This is a genomic window from Vibrio tapetis subsp. quintayensis, assembly GCF_030409945.1.
Lineage (GTDB): Bacteria > Pseudomonadota > Gammaproteobacteria > Enterobacterales > Vibrionaceae > Vibrio > Vibrio quintayensis.
Genome location: NZ_JAUFQV010000026.1, coordinates 302,210 through 326,662, shown reverse-complemented (window position 1 = coordinate 326,662; position 24,453 = coordinate 302,210). Strand labels below are relative to the sequence as shown.

Annotated in this window: 18 protein-coding genes and 2 pseudogenes; 4 read left to right on the top strand and 16 right to left on the bottom strand. The window is 44.3% G+C overall.

The features are described from left to right. Window positions 1-340: 340 nt before the first annotated feature. Complete coding sequence (locus QWZ04_RS12065; RefSeq protein ID WP_290328310.1) at window positions 341-913, top strand: hypothetical protein; 573 nt, start codon at window positions 341-343, stop codon at window positions 911-913. Between the two features lie 430 nt (window positions 914-1,343). Here QWZ04_RS12065 and QWZ04_RS12060 read toward each other — a convergent pair. The 4 genes and pseudogenes from QWZ04_RS12060 to QWZ04_RS12045 all read right to left on the bottom strand — a co-directional run. Then, window positions 1,344-2,024, bottom strand: a pseudogene (locus QWZ04_RS12060) (DMT family transporter); the annotation flags it as partial. A 226-nt stretch (window positions 2,025-2,250) separates the two neighbouring features. Further along, on the bottom strand, window positions 2,251-3,210 hold the full coding sequence (locus QWZ04_RS12055; RefSeq protein ID WP_290328308.1) for a transposase: 960 nt from the start codon (window positions 3,208-3,210) through the stop codon (window positions 2,251-2,253). A gap of 199 nt (window positions 3,211-3,409) precedes the next feature. Continuing rightward, window positions 3,410-3,619 (bottom strand): annotated as a pseudogene (locus QWZ04_RS12050) (transposase); the annotation flags it as partial. A gap of 371 nt (window positions 3,620-3,990) precedes the next feature. After that, window positions 3,991-4,968 carry a helix-turn-helix domain-containing protein gene (locus QWZ04_RS12045; RefSeq protein ID WP_290328306.1) on the bottom strand — a complete coding sequence of 326 codons (978 nt, stop codon included), beginning with the start codon at window positions 4,966-4,968 and terminating at the stop codon, window positions 3,991-3,993. Between the two features lie 93 nt (window positions 4,969-5,061). On the opposite strand from QWZ04_RS12045, the gene QWZ04_RS12040 reads away from it, so the two are divergent. Next, window positions 5,062-6,417 carry a serine hydrolase domain-containing protein gene (locus QWZ04_RS12040; RefSeq protein WP_290328304.1) on the top strand — a complete coding sequence of 452 codons (1,356 nt, stop codon included), beginning with the start codon at window positions 5,062-5,064 and terminating at the stop codon, window positions 6,415-6,417. A 66-nt stretch (window positions 6,418-6,483) separates the two neighbouring features. Further along, window positions 6,484-7,269 (top strand): hypothetical protein, encoded by a 786-nt coding sequence (locus QWZ04_RS12035; RefSeq protein ID WP_290328302.1) that lies wholly within the window; start codon window positions 6,484-6,486, stop codon window positions 7,267-7,269. Window positions 7,270-7,444: 175 nt separating this feature from the next. Here QWZ04_RS12035 and QWZ04_RS12030 read toward each other — a convergent pair whose 3' ends face one another. The 7 genes from QWZ04_RS12030 to sbcD all read right to left on the bottom strand — a co-directional run bounded on the left by QWZ04_RS12030 (window position 7,445) and on the right by sbcD (window position 16,002). After that, window positions 7,445-7,624: a linear amide C-N hydrolase gene (locus tag QWZ04_RS12030; RefSeq protein ID WP_290328301.1), complete on the bottom strand. Its 180-nt coding sequence runs from the start codon at window positions 7,622-7,624 to the stop codon at window positions 7,445-7,447. A 413-nt stretch (window positions 7,625-8,037) separates the two neighbouring features. Continuing rightward, window positions 8,038-8,721, bottom strand: a complete 684-nt coding sequence (locus QWZ04_RS12025) for a hypothetical protein (RefSeq protein WP_290328298.1) — start codon at window positions 8,719-8,721, stop codon at window positions 8,038-8,040. A gap of 79 nt (window positions 8,722-8,800) precedes the next feature. Next, a complete protein-coding gene (locus tag QWZ04_RS12020) occupies window positions 8,801-9,115 on the bottom strand; it encodes a hypothetical protein (protein ID WP_290328296.1) in 315 nt (104 codons plus the stop codon). Between the two features lie 9 nt (window positions 9,116-9,124). Next, a complete protein-coding gene (locus QWZ04_RS12015) occupies window positions 9,125-10,072 on the bottom strand; it encodes a hypothetical protein (RefSeq protein ID WP_290328293.1) in 948 nt (315 codons plus the stop codon). Between the two features lie 196 nt (window positions 10,073-10,268). Further along, window positions 10,269-10,886: a fumarylacetoacetate hydrolase family protein gene (locus tag QWZ04_RS12010; protein WP_290328291.1), complete on the bottom strand. Its 618-nt coding sequence runs from the start codon at window positions 10,884-10,886 to the stop codon at window positions 10,269-10,271. A gap of 116 nt (window positions 10,887-11,002) precedes the next feature. Then, window positions 11,003-14,668, bottom strand: a complete 3,666-nt coding sequence (locus QWZ04_RS12005) for an AAA family ATPase (protein WP_290328289.1) — start codon at window positions 14,666-14,668, stop codon at window positions 11,003-11,005. After that, window positions 14,665-16,002, bottom strand: coding sequence for an exonuclease subunit SbcD (sbcD, locus tag QWZ04_RS12000; protein WP_290328288.1), 1,338 nt, complete (start codon window positions 16,000-16,002; stop codon window positions 14,665-14,667). Before sbcD ends, QWZ04_RS12005 begins: the two co-directional genes overlap by 4 nt. A gap of 244 nt (window positions 16,003-16,246) precedes the next feature. Here sbcD and QWZ04_RS11995 point away from each other — a divergent pair, with 244 nt between their 5' ends. Then, a complete protein-coding gene (locus tag QWZ04_RS11995) occupies window positions 16,247-16,732 on the top strand; it encodes an acyl-CoA thioesterase (protein ID WP_290328286.1) in 486 nt (161 codons plus the stop codon). Between the two features lie 113 nt (window positions 16,733-16,845). Here QWZ04_RS11995 and adhP read toward each other — a convergent pair whose 3' ends face one another. From adhP to QWZ04_RS11970, 5 genes are all read right to left on the bottom strand, one after another. Next, on the bottom strand, window positions 16,846-17,862 hold the full coding sequence (gene adhP / locus QWZ04_RS11990; protein WP_353958860.1) for an alcohol dehydrogenase AdhP: 1,017 nt from the start codon (window positions 17,860-17,862) through the stop codon (window positions 16,846-16,848). A gap of 114 nt (window positions 17,863-17,976) precedes the next feature. Further along, window positions 17,977-18,309, bottom strand: coding sequence for a PAS domain-containing protein (locus QWZ04_RS11985; protein WP_290328282.1), 333 nt, complete (start codon window positions 18,307-18,309; stop codon window positions 17,977-17,979). Between the two features lie 18 nt (window positions 18,310-18,327). Further along, window positions 18,328-19,344, bottom strand: a complete 1,017-nt coding sequence (locus tag QWZ04_RS11980; RefSeq protein WP_290328280.1) for a hypothetical protein — start codon at window positions 19,342-19,344, stop codon at window positions 18,328-18,330. Continuing rightward, window positions 19,334-20,788, bottom strand: a complete 1,455-nt coding sequence (locus QWZ04_RS11975; protein WP_290328278.1) for a PAS domain-containing protein — start codon at window positions 20,786-20,788, stop codon at window positions 19,334-19,336. The genes QWZ04_RS11980 and QWZ04_RS11975 overlap by 11 nt, the downstream gene beginning before the upstream one ends. Beyond that, window positions 20,785-24,411, bottom strand: coding sequence for an ATP-binding protein (locus QWZ04_RS11970; protein ID WP_290328276.1), 3,627 nt, complete (start codon window positions 24,409-24,411; stop codon window positions 20,785-20,787). The genes QWZ04_RS11975 and QWZ04_RS11970 overlap by 4 nt, the downstream gene beginning before the upstream one ends. Window positions 24,412-24,453: the final 42 nt, after the last annotated feature.

The following is a 24,453-nucleotide window of genomic DNA, read 5'->3' as shown; positions in this document are numbered from 1 at the left end:
AGTCAGAAAACACGCTCCCAGTTAACAACACAGTTCTGTTTTTCGAGAAATTTATCGCTCTAATCCACAACGAATTAGTCATCTGATTTGTTATTTAGGAGGCGTTGGTTCGCTATCTCAACAGTCATGTCGAGAATGATATTGATGTAATACGATAGCAAGGATTATGCAAAGATGGCTTGGCGCACGTCTTGGATACTTGGTTCAAGACGAAACAGGTAGATCAGGTCCCAAAATTTGGGCGATTTGTCTCATGACAACATCATCATAAGTAAGGTGACTATTCGAACAACAAGCATGTTAGACTCAGCTTTCGTTATTCATATCAACAATAGAATCAATGACACTTGAATACATTCAAAAAGAGCTCGGTTCTGAAGAGAAACTTATCTGGTCAGGTAGGCCAAAACAAGGCGTTGTGGTCCAAGGCTTAGACTATATATCCATAGCGATAGGTGTTCTTTTTCTAGCAATAGCTATATCTGTGATGGCAACATTATACAGTTCTTTATTTGAGCGACCTGAAGTATCTGTCTTTCCAGCGATAGCCGCTTTAACTTGTTTTATGTTGCTTACCGCCTTCTTTCTATTCTGGCGTTTTCACAGCGACAAGATCTATCGTTCCCACTCTTATTACGGCGTGACAAATAAACGTGTGATAATTGTGAGCAGGAGATTTAGCAAAACGGTTTACAGCTTGTCTCTTTCCGAGTTGGAGAACGTTGCTACCATTAAAGAATATAGTGACAAATCCGGAAGTATCACCTTTGCTTCCAGAGAGAAAATCCGATCTGCTCACTTTACTCCAATGCCCATAATTTTCTTCTTCATAGCGGCTGGAGATGGCATTCCTAGATTCAAACACATCGAAAATGTCAGGAAAGTTTTTGAATTAATTGTTCCGAGGAAATAAACAGCGGGTGGTATAAGGTAACGCGGGTACTTTGTTGTGGCGTTAGGTGCTTGTCCCTTCAAAGTCCAGGCTCCACTATCGTCGTACCGAACACGGAACAATCGAATTCAGGCATATACCCATACACAGCATTGCTAACACATTTTGGGACATACACGATTTAGAAAGCCAGTTCAGTTTGTACCTATCTAGATAAGGTTCTGTATTGAAAACGTCTAAGTAAGTGCCCACCTTCACTTCACCACTGAATTACACCAATAATCATTAGTATCTGGATATTTCTAGTTATTAAATGTGCTAGTCTTGGCGAAATAAAGCAAACATGGAACCTGTTTTTAAGGGCCTTAGGTGCCTGTCCCTTCAAGTCCTGCAATCGCTCATTGGGCAACTTATGAATGGCTTCAGGTATAGCAAAATCACTTAACTCCATTCAGTTTTTAGACTGAAGTAACAAACAAACGAGTATCAACACAATACCAATCCACCCACTCGAAGAAATAGACTCTCCCACAATAACAACGGCCAGTACAGCAGCGATAACTGGTTCAAACAAAGTGAGTAAGTTTGCACTACTTGCAGTCACAAATCTTAATCCAAACCCATAAGCTATATAACCTACTCCCATCGGGATCAATGCCATGTAGCCAATAATCATTACGTTCGTCGATGACGCAAACAGGTTATCTCCCGTAATAAAAAGTGTTGGTAGAAGCAAAATAGCACCAAACCCAAAAGTGCAGCCCATAGCAGCTTGTGACTGTACACCTCGGTCAATCATAGCTTTTACTCCCCATGAGTAAGTCGCATAAGTCATACCTGAAACAAAGCCGAGTAAGATACCAACAAACCTCGTGTCTTGATCAATATTGTTGATCGAGGAAGACTCAGAAGTGACCAACAACATAATCCCTGCCACTCCTACTACGAAGCTAAGCAACCACTGTTTAGTGATGTTAGTCTTTTTGCTAAATAGACACTCTAAAAAAACAGAAAAGAAAGGAGCGGTAGAGATAGATATAACCGTGCCTATTGCCACTCCAGCCAACCTCATCGATGAATAAAAAGCTACTGGGTAGACAACTAAGGCGATAATACTAACCATTAACGTCTTTTAAGATTAAAGAGAGATTAAAGAGACACACACAAAACAAAGCAATTAAAGGAAGACGTACGAAATTCGCTGCGTATTCATTGAATGCGGCGTTGTTGTAACGAAAAGGCATATGAGGTGGTTTATTTTAGGGGTAGTGTCGACGTTACTCTGGATTTTAAACAAACGCCATTAGCCAACTTAATGCTGGCGTGGTATTTGGAGTGATAAAGGTGTGTTGCTGGTGCTATTCGAGTGGGTAGTAATGAATTTTTGATTTATTTAGCACGGCTTTCGCGTGCATAAGGTTGCAAGGTGAGCCGATGGCAGTTGAACGTTTTCGCTCCAATGCAGTACAGACTTCTAACCAACTCTTTTGATTAAAGCTTAGCCTTTCTAAAATTGGAGGTAAATTTGAAGCAATTGATGCCTTACCGTTTCGCAATTGCCTTGCCGTCCAGTCTACCAATTCGATGTAATCTATTAACCTAAAGGGTATCCCGTCTATCAATTTGTTGGTTGGGCTGCCAATAAACGGGTGCAAACACGGCGCGGTTTCAAACTGGTCGTTAAGAGCTCTTAATCTTGCTTGTATTGAGGTAAAGTCTGATTGCTCAGGGGTTTTCGCTATCCCCGCACGAACAGGATTTAAGTCTACATAGGCCATGGCAGCCGCTAAGGCTTTTTCATCCAGCAATGCTTGGCTTTTAAAGCGACTTTCCCAAAAGTGCCCAGTGCATTGGTCTTCTTGGTTGGCCTTACAGGCGATATCGTAGTTGAGCTCTTTCATAAACCAGCTCAATGACCATAACCTCTCTCGCCATGTTTCTATGATGTCTATCGCCTTATCTTGCTCAGCTTGGGTTTTTGCTTGTTGTTTTAGCCAACGTTGAATCAGTACTGGCAATTTGTGTGCATAGCTCCAGCGCTCAACCACCTCATCAAGCGATAAGCCAAGAGCCTTGTCGCGATTGATATGCAAGACTAGGTGGTAGTGGTTGCTCATCACAGCATACGCGCATACGTCGATGCAATAGCAGTGGGTGAGGGATTGAATTTTATTCTCAATCCATTCCTTCCTATGCTCATAACTCTTGTGAGTAGTGGCGTCTTCACCACATAAAAAGCTTCGTCTTACGCATCTAGAAACGCAATGATAATAGGGTGTCGCCTCGACGGATATGAGTTGTTTTCTTGCGGTGGCCATGAGCTTTCTCCGTGTTTTTTTGACAGGATAGCAATGGTGCAAGGTAGGAAAAGGTGGGGGAGATGGATTTGGAGCGGTATCGACGTAAAGTCAGTCGTTTGGTCATACTATTTGGTGTGTGTCCGCTTAAAGTCCTTAAAGTAGTCCTTAAAGTCACATTATGCTCCTCAAGACGAGCTAGCTTCTTTTTAAGCTCTCATATTTCAATTTGTTCAGGCGTCATTGGTGAGGCTTTAGGTGCTTTACCTTGGCGTTCTTCTTTTAGTTGGCGAACCCATTTATCCATGGTGGACTTGCCCACATTCATGGCTTGAGCAGCTTCAGCTACTGAGTGGTTTTGATCGAGGACTAGTTGGGCTGCCTCTAGTTTAAATTCAGCGCTAAAAAGTCGCCTTGTACGTTTCGTCATAATGTCACCTGTTAACTTATGAGGTGATGATATCACCTCTAACTAGGTGGCCAAATTAACTATGCCACTACAGTCTTTCGCACTTAGAAACGCAATGATAGTAAGGGGTCGCCTCGATGGATATGAGTTGTTTTCTTGCGGTGGCTATGAGCTTTCTCCGTGTTTTTTGACAGGATAGCAATGGTGCAAGGTAGGAAAAGGTGGGACTTATGAATTTGGAGCGGTATCGAAGTAAAGTCAGTCGTTTGGTCATACTATTTGGTGTGTGTCCGCTTAAAGTCCGAACGTTTACACAAAAAATAAGGGGTTGGTGAACATTACCCCGAGAGGTTACATGGTACAGCGCGCCTACATACTTAGTATGTAACGATCTACTCTTCTTTCTCCCAGCTTCGATAACTTGGCGCTGTTGTGCCTACCCAGCTTTTAAATGCACGATTAAAGTTACTCAAATCACTGTAACCCACTTGCCAGCTGATCTCTTGCACTGAAAGATCCGTTTCATCGAGCAACTGCTTGGCTTTACTCTCCCGAACCTTTTCTTTGGCCTCTTTAAAGAGAATACCTTTACTCTTCAGGTTTCGTTGCAGTGTTCGCTTTGTCATACCGAGCATGGTGGCAAACCATTCAATATTAAACCAAGGTAAAGTCGCATAGGTCTCTATCAATGTCTCGACGGCCTGGTGCCAATCTTGGGTGCTATTTTGTTCTGAAATGGCACGATAATCATCAGGCAGTGGAATCGAGAACGCACCATATTGCTCTTCAAACTGAATATCAGAATCAAAGAAATGCTTAGGTAATTTACGTGTGCTGTTGTGCTTAGAGACAAACTTGGCGTGTGATGGTTGCCAGCGACTGTCAATGAACTTACGACAGAGGCTAATCACGGTCAGGGCACGAAACCATTCGGCTTGTTCAAAACCTGAGGTCGATGGGTGATAGCAACTTCGATGACACAGCCACCACAATCCATCGCTTTTTTCCGTCCATATGCTGACGTGATTACTTAAGGTCGATATTTCAGTAATCAAGCAGCGTACAGCTTGCTCTAGTGAAGTGCACTGGTCAATTTTTCGGTCTAGCTCAGGTGACAATTGATCTAGAGAGGCTCTACGTCCAACCTCAATCCCTATCGAATAGCCAAACTTACGCTCAAGGCCATGAATGAAGCGAATCACATCTTGTGTAGGAAGCCATTGATTGGATTGTGTTAGCTCAATGGGTAGACCGCACGCAACGGCGACGGTGCGCCAATCGAGACTATGTTTGTCACAATACTGAATATACGGGGCAATGTTACTGGTCGAAGTGAGCAGTATGTTGGTGGTATTCGATGATGCTTTCATTATTTTTGTGCCTACCATTAAATGTCACCAAGTGACCTAATTAAGTATAACGCCTCTCTCTATACTTCTCCCAACCCAAACAGGAGAACAATTATGAAACTTAAACACATTGCCGTTCTAGTCTCATTAGCGACCGCATCGTCATTTGCTATTGCAGTAAACCCAGTTGAAGAAGCACTAAAAGTTAAAGGCGCTCAGGTTACCTTAACAGTGCAAGAGGCGAGTACAGCATTCACCCCAAGTTTTACTGATTCAGCTCGTGAGTTATTCAACAACTTCCACTGGCAGATGGGCGGCGACCACAGTGTTTATTACAACATGCATATGAGTGAGTTTCTACCTACGGCACTGGCGGCTCCAAACGAAGAATACAAACCGTTAGTCAAAAATATCGACCCACGACTAGCAGCACTCAAAGTTGACACTGAAAGCAAAGGTCCGTTGACAATGGACGAGTACTTGGCGGATGAGCAGTTCCGTACTCAGGGCTTTATGTTGATTCACAAAGGAGAGATCGTTTACCAAGCTTACCCAGGCATGAAGCCGACAGACACGCATGTCTGGGCATCTACTGCAAAAACGACAGTTGGTACTGTAATCGCGATGTTAGTGGAAGAAGGCAAAGTCGATCCTGAAAAGGACATCACAGAGTATGTTTCTGAACTGAAAGGAACGAACTGGGATGGCATCACAGTACACCAAGTTCTGAACATGTCGACCGCTCTAGACAATGAAGAGACATTAGAGTCTATCTTGAACCCAGACTCTGACGTGGTGCGTTTCTTCGCAGCATCGTTTAACTCACCAAGAGCTAAGACGGGTGAGATGGAAGCTTGGATGAATGTCGCTAAAGGCGCTCAGAAGCTAGATGGCGAGAAAGCAGGTGACCATTTCCGTTACGCATCTATCAATACCATGGTACTGACTAAGTTAGTTGAAAACATTGAAAACAAAACATGGACTCAAGTATTCGAAGATCGTGTTTGGTCAAAAGTGTACGCACGTCAACCAATGCAATTCAACTTAACGCCAGATGGCATGGCTATCGCGGTTGGCTTGGTTTCATCAACTCTAGAAGACATGGCTCGTTGGGGCACGCTATTCACACCTAGCTGGAAAGCGGTGGCTGATGAGCCAGTGGTTTCACAAGCTGTGATTGATCGTATTCGTGACAGCGGTGACCCAAAAGCATTCGTAGGCACTAGCAAAGAGATCAGCTCACTGCACGCTTACAACGAAAAAGCGGACTACAACGCATACCAGTTTGATTTCATTTTCAATGATGGTGCGATGTCAAAAAGCGGCAACCTAGGACAATTTATTTACATCGATCCTGCGCGTGACTTTGTGGGTGTGATGTTCTCAACCAACCCATACCACTCTGGTTTTGGTGAGAATAAAGGTCCGGCACTAATGCGCTCTGCTGCAAAACTACTTGCTGACAAATAATCAATTTATTACCCAACAGGATGTTCCAGGCTTCAAGGAGGAAGCAAACGACTTTCGAGAGATATAATGAAAAATTTTGCTCTATTAATCCCATTGAGTTTAGCTCTAGCCCTTCCTGCACATGCAGATTCAGAACGAGTTATCGACCCTGCTGATGTCACCAAAGTTTATACTCAAGCCGCATTGATGTTTAATGGTAGTTCAGATATCCAATTTCAGGGGCAAGTGTCTGGTGGTTTAAAAAACGGCCAACAGTTTGCCTTACTGGCTGAAGGGACCTTTGTCGATGAGAGTAACACAGCACTTCGAGATCCAGACAAATTCGGTACTGAATATAGTAACTCTAGAATCCAGTACTTTCACGTCTTTGAAACGGGCACTGAAGCGACACCTAAAGTGGGTCTTTCATTAGACTATATTAATACGCGTACTAGCATTAAAAACGATTTGTTATCGGTTGGTGGGGTTGTTGCGATAAATCCTGCTTACACCGCTGGTTTCCTAGTATTTCCAAGAGCAGGACTGATGACGGGTAGTATGGAGATCCCTGGTATTACCTCATCTAAAGATGATTTAACTGGATACTCGCTTGGTTTGATTACTGCGAAGCATCTCGGAGACTCTGGCGCTTATATCTCTTTTGTACCTGAGTGGCAGGATCTTTCTGGCGATGATATCGACATGCAAAACTTCTCATTTAAAACGTCGTTAAATGTGCCGATGAACACCGCAAGAACTTGGTGGCTGAATACGCGTTATGACATTACCAAAACGGATGTTGATGTAAAAGGTGCGTCAATGCCGAATGATTGGCAAACCGAGGCATGGGTTGGTGTGAGGTACTATTTCTAGTCCTTTTAAATTTGCTTAGTTTGCTTATACACATAGAATTCCCATGTGATAAAAACCACTCAGTTGCTGAAGAAAGCAGCTAAATACCCAGCGAGAAGTTGAAATAGAAACGCCATTCGCACTTAAGCGAATGGCATTAACCCTGAGGTCGGCTTCCGTTTAACTAAATTTTAGCTTATTGAGTGACTGTTACGTCATGGAACTGTAGTGCAATATCGTAGATAGTCATTGATGTGTACTCAACCATAGAGAAGTCAATCTTGTTTAAGTCAACTTTACGGATTTGCTGGTTGTCAGTAGTACGGAAGTAGTAATCTTTGTTGATGATGTCTACAACGTTACCGTAACCAACCATTTGTGGGGCTGGGGCTGGCGATACCCATTCCTAGAACAGTAGCAACGCGAGTGAAACGACCCTCAAGACTTGAATCACGCTTGTCGAAGGAAGCGAGAGCGTCACCGTCACGTGCGTTAACTTCTTTGATTGCTGCATTCGCCAGTTCAACTTGAATTGAGTATTACGTCGTGGATTGCGAAGTGCATGCTAAAATCAGGCTGTGAGTAACTTCAAGGTAGTTAATCTCGCCTTCAGAGACGTACTTAGAATCACCTAGCGCCAGAGACTCAACGTTAACTCCGTGCTCGTTAAGGCCTGTGAAGAAATCCACTCAGTTTCAGCGTGACGCATGCCGATGAAGCCTACATCGCCAGATTTACCATTAATTGCGTAGCCTTGTGGAACAGTAACTAGGTGCTACCTTCGCTTCCTTAATTCTTAACCTCACTGTCTTCTGGCTCTAAATTGAATCGAAGCCCTTCGCCAGCGTCACGCAATATATTGATTGGCGAAAGAATTACGCCCTTAACAGCACCTTGCGTAGCTTCTTGAGTCAATTGTTCGCTTTTTTCTACGATTTCATCGACCTTAGCAAGGATAACAGGCACATCTCGGCGCAGATGCTCAGATTCAGCAACCACGGTTGGTATTGTTGTTTGGCGATGTGCTTGGCTTTCTTTGATCACGGGTGGAATGACTTCTTTTCGATATAACGCCAGTTCAGACAAGGTATCTGGCACAGTTCGATTGTTGATCACATCGACCGTTTTAAGCACGCTTGGTAGCGTTGCGGTGCGGATGACCTTCACTTCATCGAGTATCAATGGGATTTTCTGATCCACGGAAGAAATGGTTTGGTTAACATCACCCACGGTGCTTTTTATTTCAGCAGCAAGTGCTATGGCTTGAGGCGCTATATTTTCAAAGGTTTTTGCTACTAGCAACCACTGTTCAATTTCAAGTTTGTCGGCAGTGGCGTTGATGTCTTCCATCACTTGAGGATAGGTGTCGACTACTTTTACGATCGTATGAGTGAACGTGTAGATGGTGTAACCCAAATAGAAGATCGACGCCGCCAATAGTGCCTGTATTACCAATCCAATTCGAACCTGCATGATTACATCCATTATGCGTTTGATTTACATTAACAATACATGAAGCCATGACGGTGAGACAAGTTAGGTTTAACCCGATCTACAGCACTTTGTTGATCACTTTATCCAAAACGTTAATGGCCTGGGCCGCATGAGTGATCACTTCTGCTTGCTGAGACACTTTAAGGCTCGCTTGCTCGGCCGTAGTTTTGTATTTTTTTAGGCTATCGATGGCTTGTAACCATTGATCATCTTGCCTCGCTAAACGCTCGCTGACCAACCTGTCCATTTGATAAAACAATTGCAATAATTGAGAACGCAGCACCGCGGTTTGATCAGGCTCTAACGTTATTTCTAACACCAAATTGTGCTTATCAATCGCTTCTTGAAGCTCTTTGAGTACGACGTCCTGCATTTTATGTCCTTATGAATTACAGATCAGTTGATTGTTTTTCTTTTCGACCGTGCCATCGCAGGTCGCGAGCAGCTCATCGACACTATCAAAGCCTTGCTTTAATTCCTGCATTTCTGCAATGGCTTGTTTAATGGCAGCGCTCGCGAATACATCTCGCGTAAGCTCATCCGCTAACACATGATGGCTTTTCTGAACGGCTTTTATGGCAGAGATGGATTGATCAACGGCCATTTGTGTTGTTGCAACTTCTTGCCAACGGCGATAAAGGTATTCCACTTCTTTGCGGCTTTTGTTCAACGCCATGGTTCGTATTTGAACGCGGTTGTTAAAGTCGCGAATTTCCTCGGCTAATACGTAAGAACGAGACGTTGAAAGTGCCACCGCAATGTTGCTTTGTTCAAGGGTTTCTAGCATGCCCTCGCACAGTAAGCTGACGACAGGATCCGCTTCCAATACGATGCGTTTGATCGCCTGCTGTTTTTCTTTCTCAGAATAAGCATTGCCTAGCTGAGCAACCAAACTGCTAAATAGTCGAAGATTATCTTCGTTAAGTGGTGCGTCTATCGCGTTGAGCTCTGCGGCGCTGGTATTCACCTGAGAAATAGACCGATATAGGTCAACACTCGCCAATTCAGTCTCTGTTGAGTGCTCGGCTTGCATGAGGGTCATTAAGGCTTCGCTATACGCTTTTAAGGCTTGTGACGCTTGAACGATAGGCAAGTTTTGTGGCGCAGAGGTTGTCTCGATAGACGCCAATTTAGAACTGGATAGTAACCCCTCGCCTTTGCTGCCGACTTCTACAGACAGCATGGTTAATTTGCGCTCGAACGTGGCGAGGTGATACTCAGCGATGAGTTTGTCAACTTGCTCAATTAGCGCAGCGGAACTGTGGGTATATAGTTTTACGTCGTTTTGAGGTACTTGAACGCATCCTGAGGATAACGCTAAAGTCGACATGATAAGGAAAATCCTTTTCTTCATCATTTAATAAGCTCTGATTTTATGAAATAACAGAGTTAAGTGTCTCAAATGCACAGCCCACGGTTTGAGAGTGATATCTCATTCTAAGTATTAGTAAATATGACAGTAATCAGCTCAAAAATACCACTCAAGCCAACCATAATTTACATCAATGAAAATCGCTTTTTTAAACCTATTCTGCTAACCATTCTGTTTCTAGCAAGATTTGGTCAGCATGCTTTAAGCGCATCATAAAGACGTCTCCAACTTCAACCGTACCGACACCTTTTGGAGTGCCTGTCATCAAAATATCGCCATCTTCTAGTGTGGTATAAGCCAATACTTCTTCGAGGATGACTTGCGGAGAATACAACATTTGTTCGATGTGACCGCACTGAACGCGAACACAATTAATGTACACTTCAACCGAAAACTGGTTGATGTCTAAACCGTCTAGAGAGACAAAACGACTAAAGACCGCTGAACCATCAAAGGCTTTAGCTCGTTCCCACGGCAATTGTTTAGATTTAAGCGCGCTTTGCAACGAGCGCTTCGTCAAATCAAGCCCCACTCCAATCGCCGCAAGCTGGCGGTTCTTAACGATGAAGCTTAACTCACCTTCGTAATGCAATTGTTCGTGTTGATGGTACGCATAGAGCTGAGGTGAAATAGAGGAGTTCGGTTTATTGAACACCACCATTTGTTCAGGAATGGCGTTACCCAGCTCATGGATGTGTTCAACGTAATTACGCCCTACACACACAATCTTAGATGGGGTTATCGGTTGTCCTTCTAACAAAACAGTACGCATTATTCCTCCATGAAAGCTGACGTAATTTCAAACAGTATTGAATCAAGGTCGTGAAATATAACAGCTTTTCATGACAACTTCTGTCACGGACAATAGGAATAATGCGATTCTTTGGCTCAAACTCTAAATTTGCTATCAAGCTCACTTAAACCTAAGCCGCTTTTCTTGTGCACTTTCAACTGCACTGGAATTCGCTCTTTCATAGCCTCTATATGGCTGATCACACCAATTGTTTTGCCCGAGGCATTCAGGTTATCCAAGGCATCGAGCGCCATGTCTAGTGTCTCGGCATCAAGCGTGCCAAAGCCTTCATCAAGAAATAAAGAGTCGATGCTGGTCTTATGGCTCACCAGGTCAGAGAGGGCTAACGCCAAAGCCAAGCTGACTAAGAAGCTTTCACCTCCGGATAAGGTTTTGGTGTCTCGTTCGCTGTCTCCTTGCCATGTGTCTAGCACCATTAACTCTAGCCCTTCACTTTGCTTGCGCTTGAGTTGGTATCGGCCGTGTAGGCGATCAAGCTGGTTGTTAGCCAGATAAATCAGGTTATCCAAGGTTAAACCTTGGGCAAATTTGCGGAATTTGTCACCTTTTTGAGAACCAATCAAACCATGTAAATAAGCAATGTCATCGTACTCTTTTTGATAAACTGCAATTTCATCGAATAGCGCTTGCTGGCTTTGTCTGTGCTGTTTATCTGATTGGATCTGATTATTCAGCTCACCTTGCTTATGCGCGCCATGCTCATAATTTGAAGTTACGTCGGTTAGCTGAGCCACCACGCTTTCTTCGGCCACATCCTGCCAATCTTGTGCTTTGGGGTGGAGGCACAATTGCGCCAATTTCTGCTCGCCACTGGCTAATAATGTTTGCTGACGTTCTAGCGCAGAATTGAGTGTTTGTTTCAGTTGCGCTAACTGTTCTTTCAAGTCAGGAGTGAGTAGCGCCGCTTTAAACACATCTAAGTTATCAAATGGGCTGCCTGTTAGAAGCTGTGCCCATTCATGGTTTCTCTGGCGCTCTTTTTCTGTCAGCTCAAGGATTTGTGCTTTAAGAGACGCAAGGTTCGCCACGTCTTTTGCTTGTGTAGATTGCATATTTTGATAAGTGCTGACTATCTCACTGAACGCAATTTCAGCTTCGTTCAGTGTCGTTTGGCTTTGGCTACGCTCTATGGCTGGGTCTTTATCTTCAAACAGCTGATGACGCATTTCTTGCTTCAGTGCTAGCTGCTCATTTAAGGCTTCAAGCCCTTGTTGTAGAGCCGCGACTCTGAGCTCTAACTCCTGACACTGGGTCTGTTGCTGAGCGGAACTCTGCTCTAACAGGCTAAGGTTTTGAATGCTGGTTTGCAGCAGTTCAGTGGCGTTTTGGTAGGCTTGCATGGCCTGCTGTTTATCTGCTAGCCAATGGGTGAATTCTTGCTCTGGCCAATCCACACCTTGCTGGCTCAGCGACGATTTCAACTCGGCTAATTTCGCTTCTAGTGCTTGTTCTTGCGTTTCTAGCACCAAGCTCTTTGCTTCCGCTTGTTCAATCACATTCACGTGTTGCTGTTGCGCCAATTTCAATTCTGTTTGCTGGTTGCTCAGTACGACGAGTGCTTGTTGCGCTTTTTGTTCCAAACCACGGCACAGATTCTGTTGATCTTTGATATTTCGAACCACACGTTGGTCATTCTGAGCTTGCTCGTTTAGCGCTTGCTGCCATGTCGCGACACTCTGGGGCTGAGTAATATCTAGATCCGCAGGTAAGTTTGATTCCGCCTGCCATTGTTGTTCCAGAGACTGTTTGGCTTGTTCAATAGAAACCAGCTTTGTCTTTTGCTCTTCCAAATGCCGTTGCTTTACAGCTAAGTCCGCACTGACTTGCTCACCGCGCTGTTTGGTTTGCTCTAACAAGGCCTCTTGCTCGGCTTTATCGCGTAAAGTTTGTGGTACATCCAGAGCTTTGTATTGTTCCAGTTTGGGGTGCTCTGTGCTGCCACACAACGGGCAGTCATCCCCTTGCTCAAGGGTCTTTCTGAAATGAGCTAAGTGTTCTTCTTGACCCAATAACAAAGACATACTTTTATACAATTGATTCTGAGCCGAATACAACTCGCGCAAGCTCTGTTGTTCTTTGAGCAAAGTGTCCGTTTGTTGTTCTAATTCGGTAATGTGAACTGTAATGGTTTTTATTTCTTCGACATGACCAGCCCATTGCTGCTGCCAATTACTCCACTGATGAGACTGCCCCAGCAATGCATTCGCAGCATGCTGTTGCTGCTCTAATTCTTCAAGGGTTTGGCCATTCAGTTTGCCTGCTAACGTTGCCTGCGCTGTTGTTAGATCGTTGTTCAACTGCTCGCTAATTAGGCTTTGTTTGTCGCTCTCTGTCTGCAGGTTAACTGACGATTGAGCTAGGGTTTGAGCTTGTGTATGCAAGTTCGTCAGTTCTTGCTTGCCCTGTTTTGCCTGTTTACGTTCAGCTTCAATGTGCGTGAATTCCGAACGCCATTGACCTAAATTCCCGCTCAGTTGCTTATCTTGCTCATGCTCACTAAGAAAGCGTTGATGCGTTTGCTGCTGTTGCTTATTTTGTTCAATTTGCACCGCACTGTTGGCAAGTAATTGCTTTTGTTCTTGCTGCTTGTTTATTTGAGTTGAGAGTTCACTTTTTTGCTTATTCGATTGATCTTGTACGGAGCGGATTTCACTATCAAGCGGTAACACTTTTTCAATCTGTTCTGTTAAATGCTGGTGTGCGTTCTTTTGCTTGGCGACGTTTTGTTCGGCCAATTCCAATTGCTGTTTAACTTCGGCGCATTGACGCTCAGATTGCTTTAACTCTAGCTCTGTTGGGGCAAGCTGATCTGTCGCTTTATCTAGTTGTTGAAGCGTTTCTTGCCACAACTGAAAAGGGGCTCGGAGTGCTTCTGCAGGTTGGCTGAGTCGCAACTGTTCGAGCTGCGGTTTCGCTTGTTCAAGTTCGCCTTCTGCAATGCCTATGGCCTGTTTCGATTGTGAATTTTCAGCAACTAATATGGCGTGATCGCACCACCATTTAAGCTGTTCTTGCAGTTGGGCTTGCTGGCCTTTGTGCACCGCTTGCGAGGTGGTAAGCGCAGCAAGTTCGGTTTCAATTTCGGCTAATTGCTCTTCTGACAACAAAATAACGCCATCAGCTTTTGCTTGCATGGTTTGTAATTTAGTTTTAGCCGCAGCAAAGTGTTGATGAACACGTTCTGAAATTCGGCCGTATATTTCCGTACCGGTGAGTTCTTCCAGCAACTCGGCTCGTTCACCCTCTTTGGCATTCAAAAAGGCCGCAAACTGGCCTTGAGACAACATCATTGATTTCGTAAAGCGGGCAAAATCCAGCCCAGTCACTTGCTCAATCAGGTCTGATTTTTTCTTAATTTGGGTCGCCAGTACTTTGCCCGTTTCAACTTCAGCAAGCTCTACTACCGCAGGTTGCAAATTGCCGTCGGCTTTACCGCGAGAGCGACGCATGCTCCAAAAAGCTCTGTAAGCGGTGCCTTTTACTTCAAATTCAACTTCGGCGCTGCACTCCGCCTCGCCGCGAGTCATGATCTCATTGCTGGATGTCGACAAGGTATCTAGGCGTGGAGTGCGGTGGTATAACGCAACACAAATCGCATCTAACAGAGTTGTTTTGCCAGCACCCGTTGGACCGGTAATAGCAAACAGGCCGTTATCGACAAATGGCGCTTGGGTAAAATCGACTTTCCACTCACCTTTTAGTGAGTTTAGATTGTTGAATCGGAGCGATAAAATTCTCATGCCTTATCCTCCGTCTTGATGTGCTTATCATCGGCATTCTCGTCTCGAACTTCTTCAACAATGTTGCGAAACTGCTCGGTAATTCGTTCACATCGTTTTTGCTCAACATCGGATTCAAAGACTTCTTGAGCCAGTCGTTTTTCAAACACATCAAAAGGCGTGAGTTCCGCTAAAGTTTCTTTTTGTTGCTGCTGCAATGCCTGACTTTTAGCTTGTCTGGCCCGTCTTAGTTGCAAAACTTCCACTGGAGAGCCGTCAATAAGGGTTTGTATTCGGTGCTGTAAATCGGTCAGGTAATCTTGGCTTTCAACTTCAATAGCAAGCCAAATCAATTTATCTCTATTCGCTTCATCACCCTCAATCAACTCACTGCACAGTTTGGTCAGCTCAGACTCAATATGAACAAGATCGCCTTTAATGGTTGCCATTGGTTGGAACATGGGTACTGGTAGCAATTCAATTTTCGTCGCTGGCTGAGTTTCTGAGCTTAGTTTTCCGCCTGATTCAAATTCCACCAGTACCACTTGTTTATTAGGTGATAGTTTATTAGATGACCATTTATTAGATGGCAGTTCATCAAAACTTAACGGAATTGGAGAGCCGCAATAGCGGATGTTATCTCGTTTAGCCACAATTTGTGGGCGATGAATATGGCCAAGGGCAATGTAGTCGGCAGGCGGGAAACCATCGGCAGCAAAGCCATCCAATGTGCCAATGTAGATATCTCGCACTGATTCAGATTGAGATACGCCCAACGCAGTTAAATGACCCGTTGTGATGATGGGTAAATTGATACCGAGTTGCGCGCGTTTTTCCAGTGCCAGTTGATACAAAGCACCATAATGTTGCTTGATGGCTTCTGAGATACCTTGCTGCTTTTGTTGACTAGATAGACCTGCCTCACTGCGAACCAGATCCCTTGGGCGCAAATAAGGGATCGCGCATAAAATAGCGCCCGGCTCCCCTTTGCTATTATTGAGCGTAAACAGCTGCTGAGATAAGTCATCATTGCTGCTGGCGACAACGTAAGTATTCAAACAGGCCAATAATTGCTTGGATTCATTTAAGGTCGAAACCGAATCATGATTTCCTCCTAATACCACCAGAGTGCAGCCTTTTTTTTGCAAGTCGACCACGAACTGATTATACAGCTCACGGGCATAGCTTGGCGGCGCTCCGGTATCAAACACATCTCCGGCCACAATTACCGCGTCAATCGACTGAGCATCAACTTGTTCTAGCAGCCATAACATGAACGCTTGATGTTCTTTTTTCCGGCTTTTGGTAAAGAAATTCTGACCTAAATGCCAATCGGAGGTGTGAAGAATTCGCATGAGAGAAATGGATTCGCTGTTTCAATAGTGTTGTGTCCAACGTTACCGCTTTTTTGCCCTTGCTGTCCATTGATAACCTTATGAAAAACCATGTCGCCATGCATTAGTCGGTTTTGTGTCACGATAGCGCTTTGCTTTAGGATTCATGCTGCTAGTATTAGAAAGCTGCCTGTTTGTATTCGCTCAACAACTCATGCAACAGACACTGGAATACATTCTAATAAAAACAAATAAGGATATTGTTATGACAGACCGACAACGCAAAAGCACATTGCGTTTTTTGGCTGAACCAACAGACGTAAACTTTGGGGGCAAAGTTCACGGTGGTACAGCAATGAAATGGATCGATTTGGCCGCTTACGCTTGTTCAGCCGCTTGGAGTGGTAAATATTGCATTACGGCGTACGCCGGGGGCATTCGTTTTGTGTCGCCTATTTTGGTCGGCAACATGGTTGAAGTTACCGCTAAGGTTATTTACACCGGTAGCTCTTCTATGCATATTGCCATCGACGTACAAGCGTGTGACCCGAAAGTCTTGGATAAAAAGCTCACCACACACTGTATTGTGATCATGGTTGCGGTAGACAGCGACGGCAAACCAACGCCCGTACCAAAATGGGTGCCAGAAACAGACGAAGATAAAGCACTAGAAACGTCGGCGCTGCGTTTGATTGAAATGAGAAAGCAAATTGGCGACGAAATGCAGGCTCACGTTAAAGATCTCAAATAACTTTTATCGCGTGCTAATTTATCAAAAACAAAAACGCGAGCCTTTTGCTCGCGTTTAATTATTCACTCTAGTTAGAACACTCAATTAGAGCACATCTAATGATTTAACAGTGCTTAAGCGATCTCCATAACGATTCGACCGGTTATTTCACCTTTTTCCATATCATCAAAAATGTCGTTAATGTCTTCTAGCTGTTTCACTTCGGTAATTGCTTTTACTTTGCCCTCAGCGGCAAATTGTAAGCACTCCATGAGATCTTTACGGGTTCCCACAATAGAACCAATCACTTTGATTCCATTCAGCACAGTATCAAAAATAGGAATGGGCATCTCTTCTGGTGGCAGACCGACTAATACACAAGAACCACCTCGACGAACAGAATAATAGGCTTCTTGGAACGCAGGCTTAGAGACGGCAGTACACACTACGCCATGGACACCGCCGTTGGTAAATTCTTTGATTTTCTCAGAGGGTTTGTCCTTCATAAAGTCGATACAATGTTGAGCACCAAGTTCTTTGGCAAGATCTAACTTTGCATCGCCAGTATCAACTGCAACGACGTTCATCCCCATTGCTACCGCGTATTGAATGGCTAAGTGCCCAAGCCCACCAACCCCTACAATCGCAACCCATTGACCCGGTTTAACACTGGTGACTTTCAATGCCTTATAAGTTGTGACACCCGCACAAAAAAGAGGTGCGGCATCTACATAACTAATCCCTTCTGGAATCTTAATGACATACTCGCCATTTGCTAAGCAGTATTCTGCAAAGCCACCGTCGACTGAGTAACCTGCATTATGTTGTTCTAAACACAGGGTTTCTTGCCCTTCTAAACAATAATCACAATATCCACAAGCGCTATAAAGCCATGGTACACCTACTCGATCACCTGCTTTCAGATGGCGAATTTCACTGCCGACCTCAACGACTTCACCTACCCCTTCATGCCCTGGAACCAACGGCATTTTAGGTTTCACAGGCCAATCGCCATGGCAGGCGTGTAAATCTGTATGGCAAACACCACAAGCGTGAATTTTGACCAAAACATCTCGCGCTTTAACGCTTGGAAGTGGGATGTTTTGTATCTCTAATTTACCCTTGAATTCGTTTACTACAGCTGCTTTCATCATATACCGAACCTCATTATTGATAATGATTATCATTCTTGATCGTTTTTATGAAATATGATGTGAGCGTAGTCTCAAAGTAACTAATTGCATTAAAGGGTGATCTAAGCCTGCCTATAGCGTTCGCAAAATGACCATAGCCCCTTTATCTCCAATATTGTTATGAATTAGAGGATTAACTTGAATATTGACGTTACTGGCGGTGTTTGGGCTAGATAATCGACTGATTGTCGCGACACCATGATGCTCTTTACCAAACTCCAATGCACGGTGAACCCAGTTAGACAAATGTTCTTTGGACGGATACGAAGACATTATGAGCTCTAAGAACTGCCCTTGAATTTGTTGTTCTGAGAACCCTAACCATTCGATCCCCGCCGGGTTGCAGTAATCAATTCGACCATTGGCATCAACGGTCACTATGATATCACTGATGGAATACAGCAAGATCTGGCTGAATAGGTGTTACTCGTAGAGACCATCATAAACTCGGTAAAACTGCTCTCCCAACAGTTTAAGTTCACTGTTTTTAGTATGATCAAATGGCGCTAGCTGCTTTGAGCTGTCTTCTATGTCTGCGGTTTTTAACCAAGACAGTAATTCGGAAATAGGCGTTGTGATATTACGTGTCAATACTTCTAATATCGCCATTGTCAGCACTAACTGCACGACGGCTATTGGTATTAACCACCCAAGGACGCCCCATAAGATGGAACTATCGCCATCCAAAGCAAATACAATTTGAATTGGCAGCGTATCGCCGACATCCGTTTGAATTGATACCACTCCAGAAGTCGCCGACAATCCGTTATTAGTGACGAACGTTTCCCAGCGCCAAGACGGATCATACGGATACACTTTCTTTGAACCATTTTGTTTACTAAATAACAGCGCCACATCGCTTTCTAGCAGATACGACATATCGGACAAAGCCCCATCCGACAGTTTAGTGATCAAGACGGTCTGCACATCGAGTCTCGGTGAATAGACATCTGTATCACTCTTGTAGCGAGCATAAATATAGGCATTTTCGTTGTCGATAATAACGCCGCCAGACTGCTTATTTTCCAAAATGGAAACCCATTCGTTTTGACTGAGTTCGAACACCCGGTGAGCACGCAATTGTAAACGTTCATTCATACCACCAAAAACCGCAATAGCTAACACTCGGTTTGCATTGCGAGAATCTTTTTCAAAGTGCAATGAATCCATCGAAATTTCTCCGCGCTGTTGCAATGCACTCTTCGACAATTGAGTTTTATGTTTCGCCAATAACTGCAATTGTTCAAATTCTTGTCGTAGAAGATTTCCTGCAATCGATTTGGTCAGTTGAAATCGAGCTAATTCTGAGTCCTTCTTTTGGGTCATCGCCGCGTAATACGCGCCCATGGCCATCAAAACGAAACTACACACTATCGCCAACACAAAAATACGGCTTAGTCTTCCACCAATAGAGGCGTCTTGTTTTAATTCAGGACTCACGGCTTACCTCTTTGTCCACAGCCAATGTAGCCAAACCGTCTGAACGTATGCTTTCAGCTGTGCTAATTTGATAACAAGACAATACTCGGATCACCACAATGGTCTTTGAAATAGCACGAGAGTGGACATCATTGGGCTGGCAAATGACATCACAACGAAACACCTGGTCTCGCTTTGTTAACACCACTAAGCTTTGCGTAAACTCAGTGCGTTGATTCGTATTGTTGATCTCTCCCAATAAATTGGGTTGGGGAAACAGTAGCGAAGATTCGGCGGCTTCTTGATACCCCCCGACAAATAGCTCGAACGGCTGACCAATCACAAGGCTTTCATCCAACCCTAACCATCTCACCGCTGCCGGATTGCAATACTGAATGTTGCGACTGTCGTCGAGTGTAATAATGATATCGCCAATAGCATCTAACAATCGTTGGCCAAATAAGTGTTGCTCGTTTAAATCCTGACTAACGGTGATTAAGCGGTGATAGATGCTTGCTAATTCCGTGGGTAAGTCGCCACACTGCTGACATTTACCTTCAAGGTCTAAGATTGGGCCATCAAAGCGTGAAGAAATGCAATCGATAGGTTTCAAGATTTCCCTACGTAATAAGTACCAGAAGCTAAAGCACATTACGGGGATCAGCAGGATCGCAAGTACAAGCCACCTAGGGTCAAATAAGCGATATTCATCAGCAACAATTTGAATCGCAAAACTGGCTGGCTGTTTCGCTCCCCCGTACAGCAGCACATCAAATAGCACTTCGGTTCCGTTACTGTGTTCGGTTTCACTCACCAAAACGGCCTCATAACCGTTATGGTAGCTTGACCTATTTAATCTTGACTCTGCCGTATTAAAATGAAGATTAAACTCGCTTCCAATTTGCTTACCAATTCGGCTCAAGTAACTCGGTGTTACTTCTTTAAAAACGGTGATGGTCGACTGTTTATGTTTATCACTTGGGATCTTCGTCCTTTGCTCATTAAGGAACACAGGCTGAGTGGCATACATGAACACGCGCCCATCAACAAACGCGATCCCCATGTCTTTTGATAGTGTGTTTGCTTTCCCTGCTATTGGCAAAAATAAGCCCCACAGGCGTTGGCTAAAAGTTGCACTCATCGTGGTTTCCGAGTGGCTTACTTCACCATTCTTATTTTGTTCAATAATCGCCGCAATATCGTATTGTTCTAAGCGACCATCTATCGTATCTGTATGTTGCTCCCACTGGCTTGAAAACACTGCAGCCAGTGAAACATGCTGCCAAAACTGCTCTTCAATGGCGTTAGTTACGCGGGTTTTGTAACGTTCAATTTTTCCATGGCGCGCATTGTTATGTTCTAACCACCAAATAGATCCCATTAGGATAAATGTCAGGAAACACATGCCGAGACAAAGCAAGGCCGAAGCCTGTTTGAAGTAACGCTGAATCGATCGTTCGATCATGATGCAACTAACGCCTCTGTACAATATTCACGAACTTGTTCACCAAGCTGTTTAATGCCATTCGATAGGCTTTGTACTCGTTGCTCTACCTCATCAAAGCCTAACTCCATAGCGTGAACTTCAATGAACTTAGCTTGATCAGCGGCGTTTTGCGCCCCCAAATACAGCAAACTGCCTTTCACTCGGTGAGCGGTAGATTTGAGCCTGTCCATGTCTCCTTGCGCGACAACCTCGGCCAGTTCTTCTATATCTTGTGGATAGTTATCAACAAAGGAAGTGAGAATATCTAACGCGATGTACATGTCGTCTCCACACATCAAGAGAATGTGCTCAGGATGAAACTCGATATCCTCATCAATAAGAATGAGCACTTCGCTTTCATCATTTGTCGCATTTTTTTTGCCAGCAGTGCTTATTTGATTTTCAAAGTCAGAAGCGTCCATTTCATCTAAAAGATCATGACCTGAACTGCGCATATGATGGGCCGCCAGTAAGGCTTTGCTGTCTTCATTAAGATCACTGTCTGCATCATCAACGTGTCTAGCGACATCAAAATCGCTGACGTGATTAAAGTCCTCGCCTACCTTCACATCGCTGTCGTCTAAAGAACAGAACTCCTCCATCAAAGCTAGCAGTGAGGCGGATAACGCTTCCTCATCACGTTGAACTTCTTGCTCTGAAGCAAACTCCCATGAATTGTTTGCACCAAATAACACCGAATCCAAATCAAAGGTATGATTCGCCGGCTTAGTGGCGTTTGATAGCCCTTTTAACGTATAGGCATACGTGAGTTTTGAATTGAGTAGCTCGATCGGACAAGGCTTGGAAAGATAATCATCAAACCCTGCGTTTAGGCATTTTTCAGCCGCGCCACTTAGTGCATCTGCGGTGATGGCGATCAAGTACGGTTTATCATCGCCATAGGTTTCTGCGATGTTCTTGGCAAGTGTAAAGCCATCCATTATCGGCATGTGGCAATCAGATAACACCACATCAACATGGTGAGCCGACATTAAGTCAAACGCTTCTTGCCCGTTATTGGCGGTAACAAAGTCGACATTTAAGCGCGATAACTGTCCGCCAATTACTTTCTGATTAACCTCATTGTCTTCAGCTAACAACACCGTCAAACCGCTGAAATTGGAGACCTGGCCCTGCTCGGCGATCAACAAGTGGGTGTCGCTGAAGGTGCGCTCGCTGTCTTGCTCCAAAGGCAAGGTAATGCTGAACAAGCTACCATGCCCTTGTACCGACGATACGTGGATCTCACCGTTCATCTCCGTTACGATTTCGTGGCAGATACTTAACCCCAACCCCGTTCCACCGAACCGACGGGTAATATCGCCGTCGGCTTGGACAAACGGATCAAACAAGGTGTTTAGTTTATCGGGGTGAATACCGATGCCGCTATCCCGTATATGAACGCGAACCAGATCAGTCTTGTTTCCTACCTCATCAGGGCTATGGTTCTCGATATAGTGAATATTGAGTTCAATAAAACCTGTTTCTGAAAACTTAATTGAATTCGATATCAAGTTATTAATCACTTGCATCAACCGTGTTCCATCGCACAGATAAGAATGCGCTAACTTAGGATCGACATAGCTGCTCAACTGTAAATTGCGAGAAGCCGCTTTGTGCCTAAAGTTGTTAATGACATTCGTTGCAACCGAACTCAAATTACAACTGGTGGATTCCAATGTGAGCTTGCCCGCATCCATTTTCGAAAAATCCAGCACATCATTGAGTAGCGCCATCAAGTTACATGCAGAGCCATTTAGTGTGTTCAGTAAGTCTTCTTGCTCCGTATCGAGTTGAGTAAAAGATAGCGCCTCAGCCATACCTAATACCCCATTCATCGGGGTTCGAATTTCATGACTCATTCTCGCTAAAAAATCGGATTTTGCCTGCGTCATAGCTTCGGCTTTTTGTTTGGCCTTTTCAGCCTCTTCTAACGCATTTTTTAACGTCGCTTGAATGCGTTTTTGCTTGGCGTTTTGCTGGCGGCTAATGATAAACCAGAGCGTAAAAACCAAAGAAGCGAGCAGCAAAAACCACATTGAACGTTGGTATACTTCGCTAACCCGTTCGGCCTCTCGGCTAAACACCAAGTACTTGCGCCATTTTTGTTGCAACTGCTGTTGGTAGTCCCCCCCAAGGCTGTTTAAGCTTTGATTCAATAATTGAACCCATTCAGGTTGGTCTTTTGCTAATGCTATTCTTGGTTTGAGATCGGCATTCAAGTCTTGGGCTCTGTGAATCGCCAAATTATGCAAATTCAGTTTGTTGATCAAATAGGCACTGCTTAGCATTTTTCCAACAAAGGCATCGGCTTTACCATCGGCGACTGCTCTGATCGCTTCTTCTGCAGTATCAACGAATATGATCGGATTTTCTGGCAGTTTCTCGGCAACCAGCTCGTTCTCATAAAAGCCGCGCACCATAGCTAGCCGTTGGTCGACTAATTCGCTGGTTTTGTAATAGTCTCGTTCTGAAATAATAGCCAGTAATGTATGATCAATATCAACCGAAAAATCTAGGCTTTGACTGCGACCCTTCGTTTTGTAAATCCCGGCAAATATATCCACTTCATTTTGCTTCACCGCATCCAATGCCGCTTGAAATGACAAGTAATCCGTCGCGGTGATATCGACCCCTAACCCACGCGAGACTCTAAACAGTACATCGACGATGTAACCATCAAGAAATACTTCATCATTGATAAAATATGGTTCTTCACCTTGTACAATGTTGACAAAAGACAGGCTAGCTTGTGCTGAAATCAATCGCTCTTGCTTCTCTGTTAAGTTAGTCAAAAAACCCGTATAGCGCTCATATACCGGGTTGTCCTTTACGAACAACTCGTCCCACAACTGTTGGGTCGACTCATTGTCAGTGGTTCTTATCCAGGTGTTCATGTTCAGCAGCAAATCTTGTTCACTTTTAAGTGTCATTGCCTGTAATGATATGGATGGGGTCGGCTGATCCACTCGGATAAAAGTATTGTTCAATGCGCTTGACTGGAGCTTGGCTTCAAAACTTTGTACGTCCCATGTAACGATATGATCTTGCTCCGTCGCTTTCGCAAAAACGGCATCCAACGATATGCTGTGTGTCACCACTGCATTTTTAGGATTGAGAAGCGGAACTAAAACTTGCTTTGGCAGATGTAGACCAATAGTTTGAGAAGACGATAGCTCTCCACTTCGACGATATAAAGCCGTCTTTATGCCAATATACGGGACGCTGTAAATGGCTCCCTCATTGCCCGACAGCTCTTTTGACGTCAGTGCTATCATGTTGATTTCCCCTCTGACGAGCTTTTTGTGCAGTATGTTTGTTGCTGCCACTTCAAACTCTATCTGGAAACCATTGGCTTTCGCCCAACGCGTCCAATACTGCGCCAAATAACTTTGCAGGTTATTGGCTTGGCGCAACCGATCCGAAGAGTCTTGGTCTAACGCTTTCGCTTGCCTAGACGTCGGGTTTAAGTAATAGGGGGTAGGGATCCCGACAACCACCACTTCACCAGAATCCTCAGCCACACTTGGCAGATCTATCGCCTGAGAAAACCCAATATGAGCAAGTAGCAGAAAAGAAGAAAGCATCAATCGGTAAATCATACGCAGAAAAACCATTCTCGAAGTGGCGATAAAGTGGCCGAA

Excerpts from the sequence above, each read along its gene's own strand:
- QWZ04_RS12065 (WP_290328310.1), top strand. The coding sequence starts at position 341 with ATGACACTTGAATACATTCAAAAAGAGCTCGGTTCTGAAGAGAAACTT.
- QWZ04_RS12055 (WP_290328308.1), bottom strand. The coding sequence starts at position 3,210 with ATGGCCACCGCAAGAAAACAACTCATATCCGTCGAGGCGACACCCTAT.
- QWZ04_RS12045 (WP_290328306.1), bottom strand. The coding sequence starts at position 4,968 with ATGAAAGCATCATCGAATACCACCAACATACTGCTCACTTCGACCAGT.
- QWZ04_RS12040 (WP_290328304.1), top strand. The coding sequence starts at position 5,062 with ATGAAACTTAAACACATTGCCGTTCTAGTCTCATTAGCGACCGCATCG.
- QWZ04_RS12035 (WP_290328302.1), top strand. The coding sequence starts at position 6,484 with ATGAAAAATTTTGCTCTATTAATCCCATTGAGTTTAGCTCTAGCCCTT.
- QWZ04_RS12030 (WP_290328301.1), bottom strand. The coding sequence starts at position 7,624 with ATGGTTGGTTACGGTAACGTTGTAGACATCATCAACAAAGATTACTAC.
- QWZ04_RS12025 (WP_290328298.1), bottom strand. The coding sequence starts at position 8,721 with ATGCAGGTTCGAATTGGATTGGTAATACAGGCACTATTGGCGGCGTCG.
- QWZ04_RS12020 (WP_290328296.1), bottom strand. The coding sequence starts at position 9,115 with ATGCAGGACGTCGTACTCAAAGAGCTTCAAGAAGCGATTGATAAGCAC.
- QWZ04_RS12015 (WP_290328293.1), bottom strand. The coding sequence starts at position 10,072 with ATGTCGACTTTAGCGTTATCCTCAGGATGCGTTCAAGTACCTCAAAAC.
- QWZ04_RS12010 (WP_290328291.1), bottom strand. The coding sequence starts at position 10,886 with ATGCGTACTGTTTTGTTAGAAGGACAACCGATAACCCCATCTAAGATT.
- QWZ04_RS12005 (WP_290328289.1), bottom strand. The coding sequence starts at position 14,668 with ATGAGAATTTTATCGCTCCGATTCAACAATCTAAACTCACTAAAAGGT.
- sbcD (WP_290328288.1), bottom strand. The coding sequence starts at position 16,002 with ATGCGAATTCTTCACACCTCCGATTGGCATTTAGGTCAGAATTTCTTT.
- QWZ04_RS11995 (WP_290328286.1), top strand. The coding sequence starts at position 16,247 with ATGACAGACCGACAACGCAAAAGCACATTGCGTTTTTTGGCTGAACCA.
- adhP (WP_353958860.1), bottom strand. The coding sequence starts at position 17,862 with ATGAAAGCAGCTGTAGTAAACGAATTCAAGGGTAAATTAGAGATACAA.
- QWZ04_RS11975 (WP_290328278.1), bottom strand. The coding sequence starts at position 20,788 with ATGATCGAACGATCGATTCAGCGTTACTTCAAACAGGCTTCGGCCTTG.
- QWZ04_RS11970 (WP_290328276.1), bottom strand. The coding sequence starts at position 24,411 with ATGATTTACCGATTGATGCTTTCTTCTTTTCTGCTACTTGCTCATATT.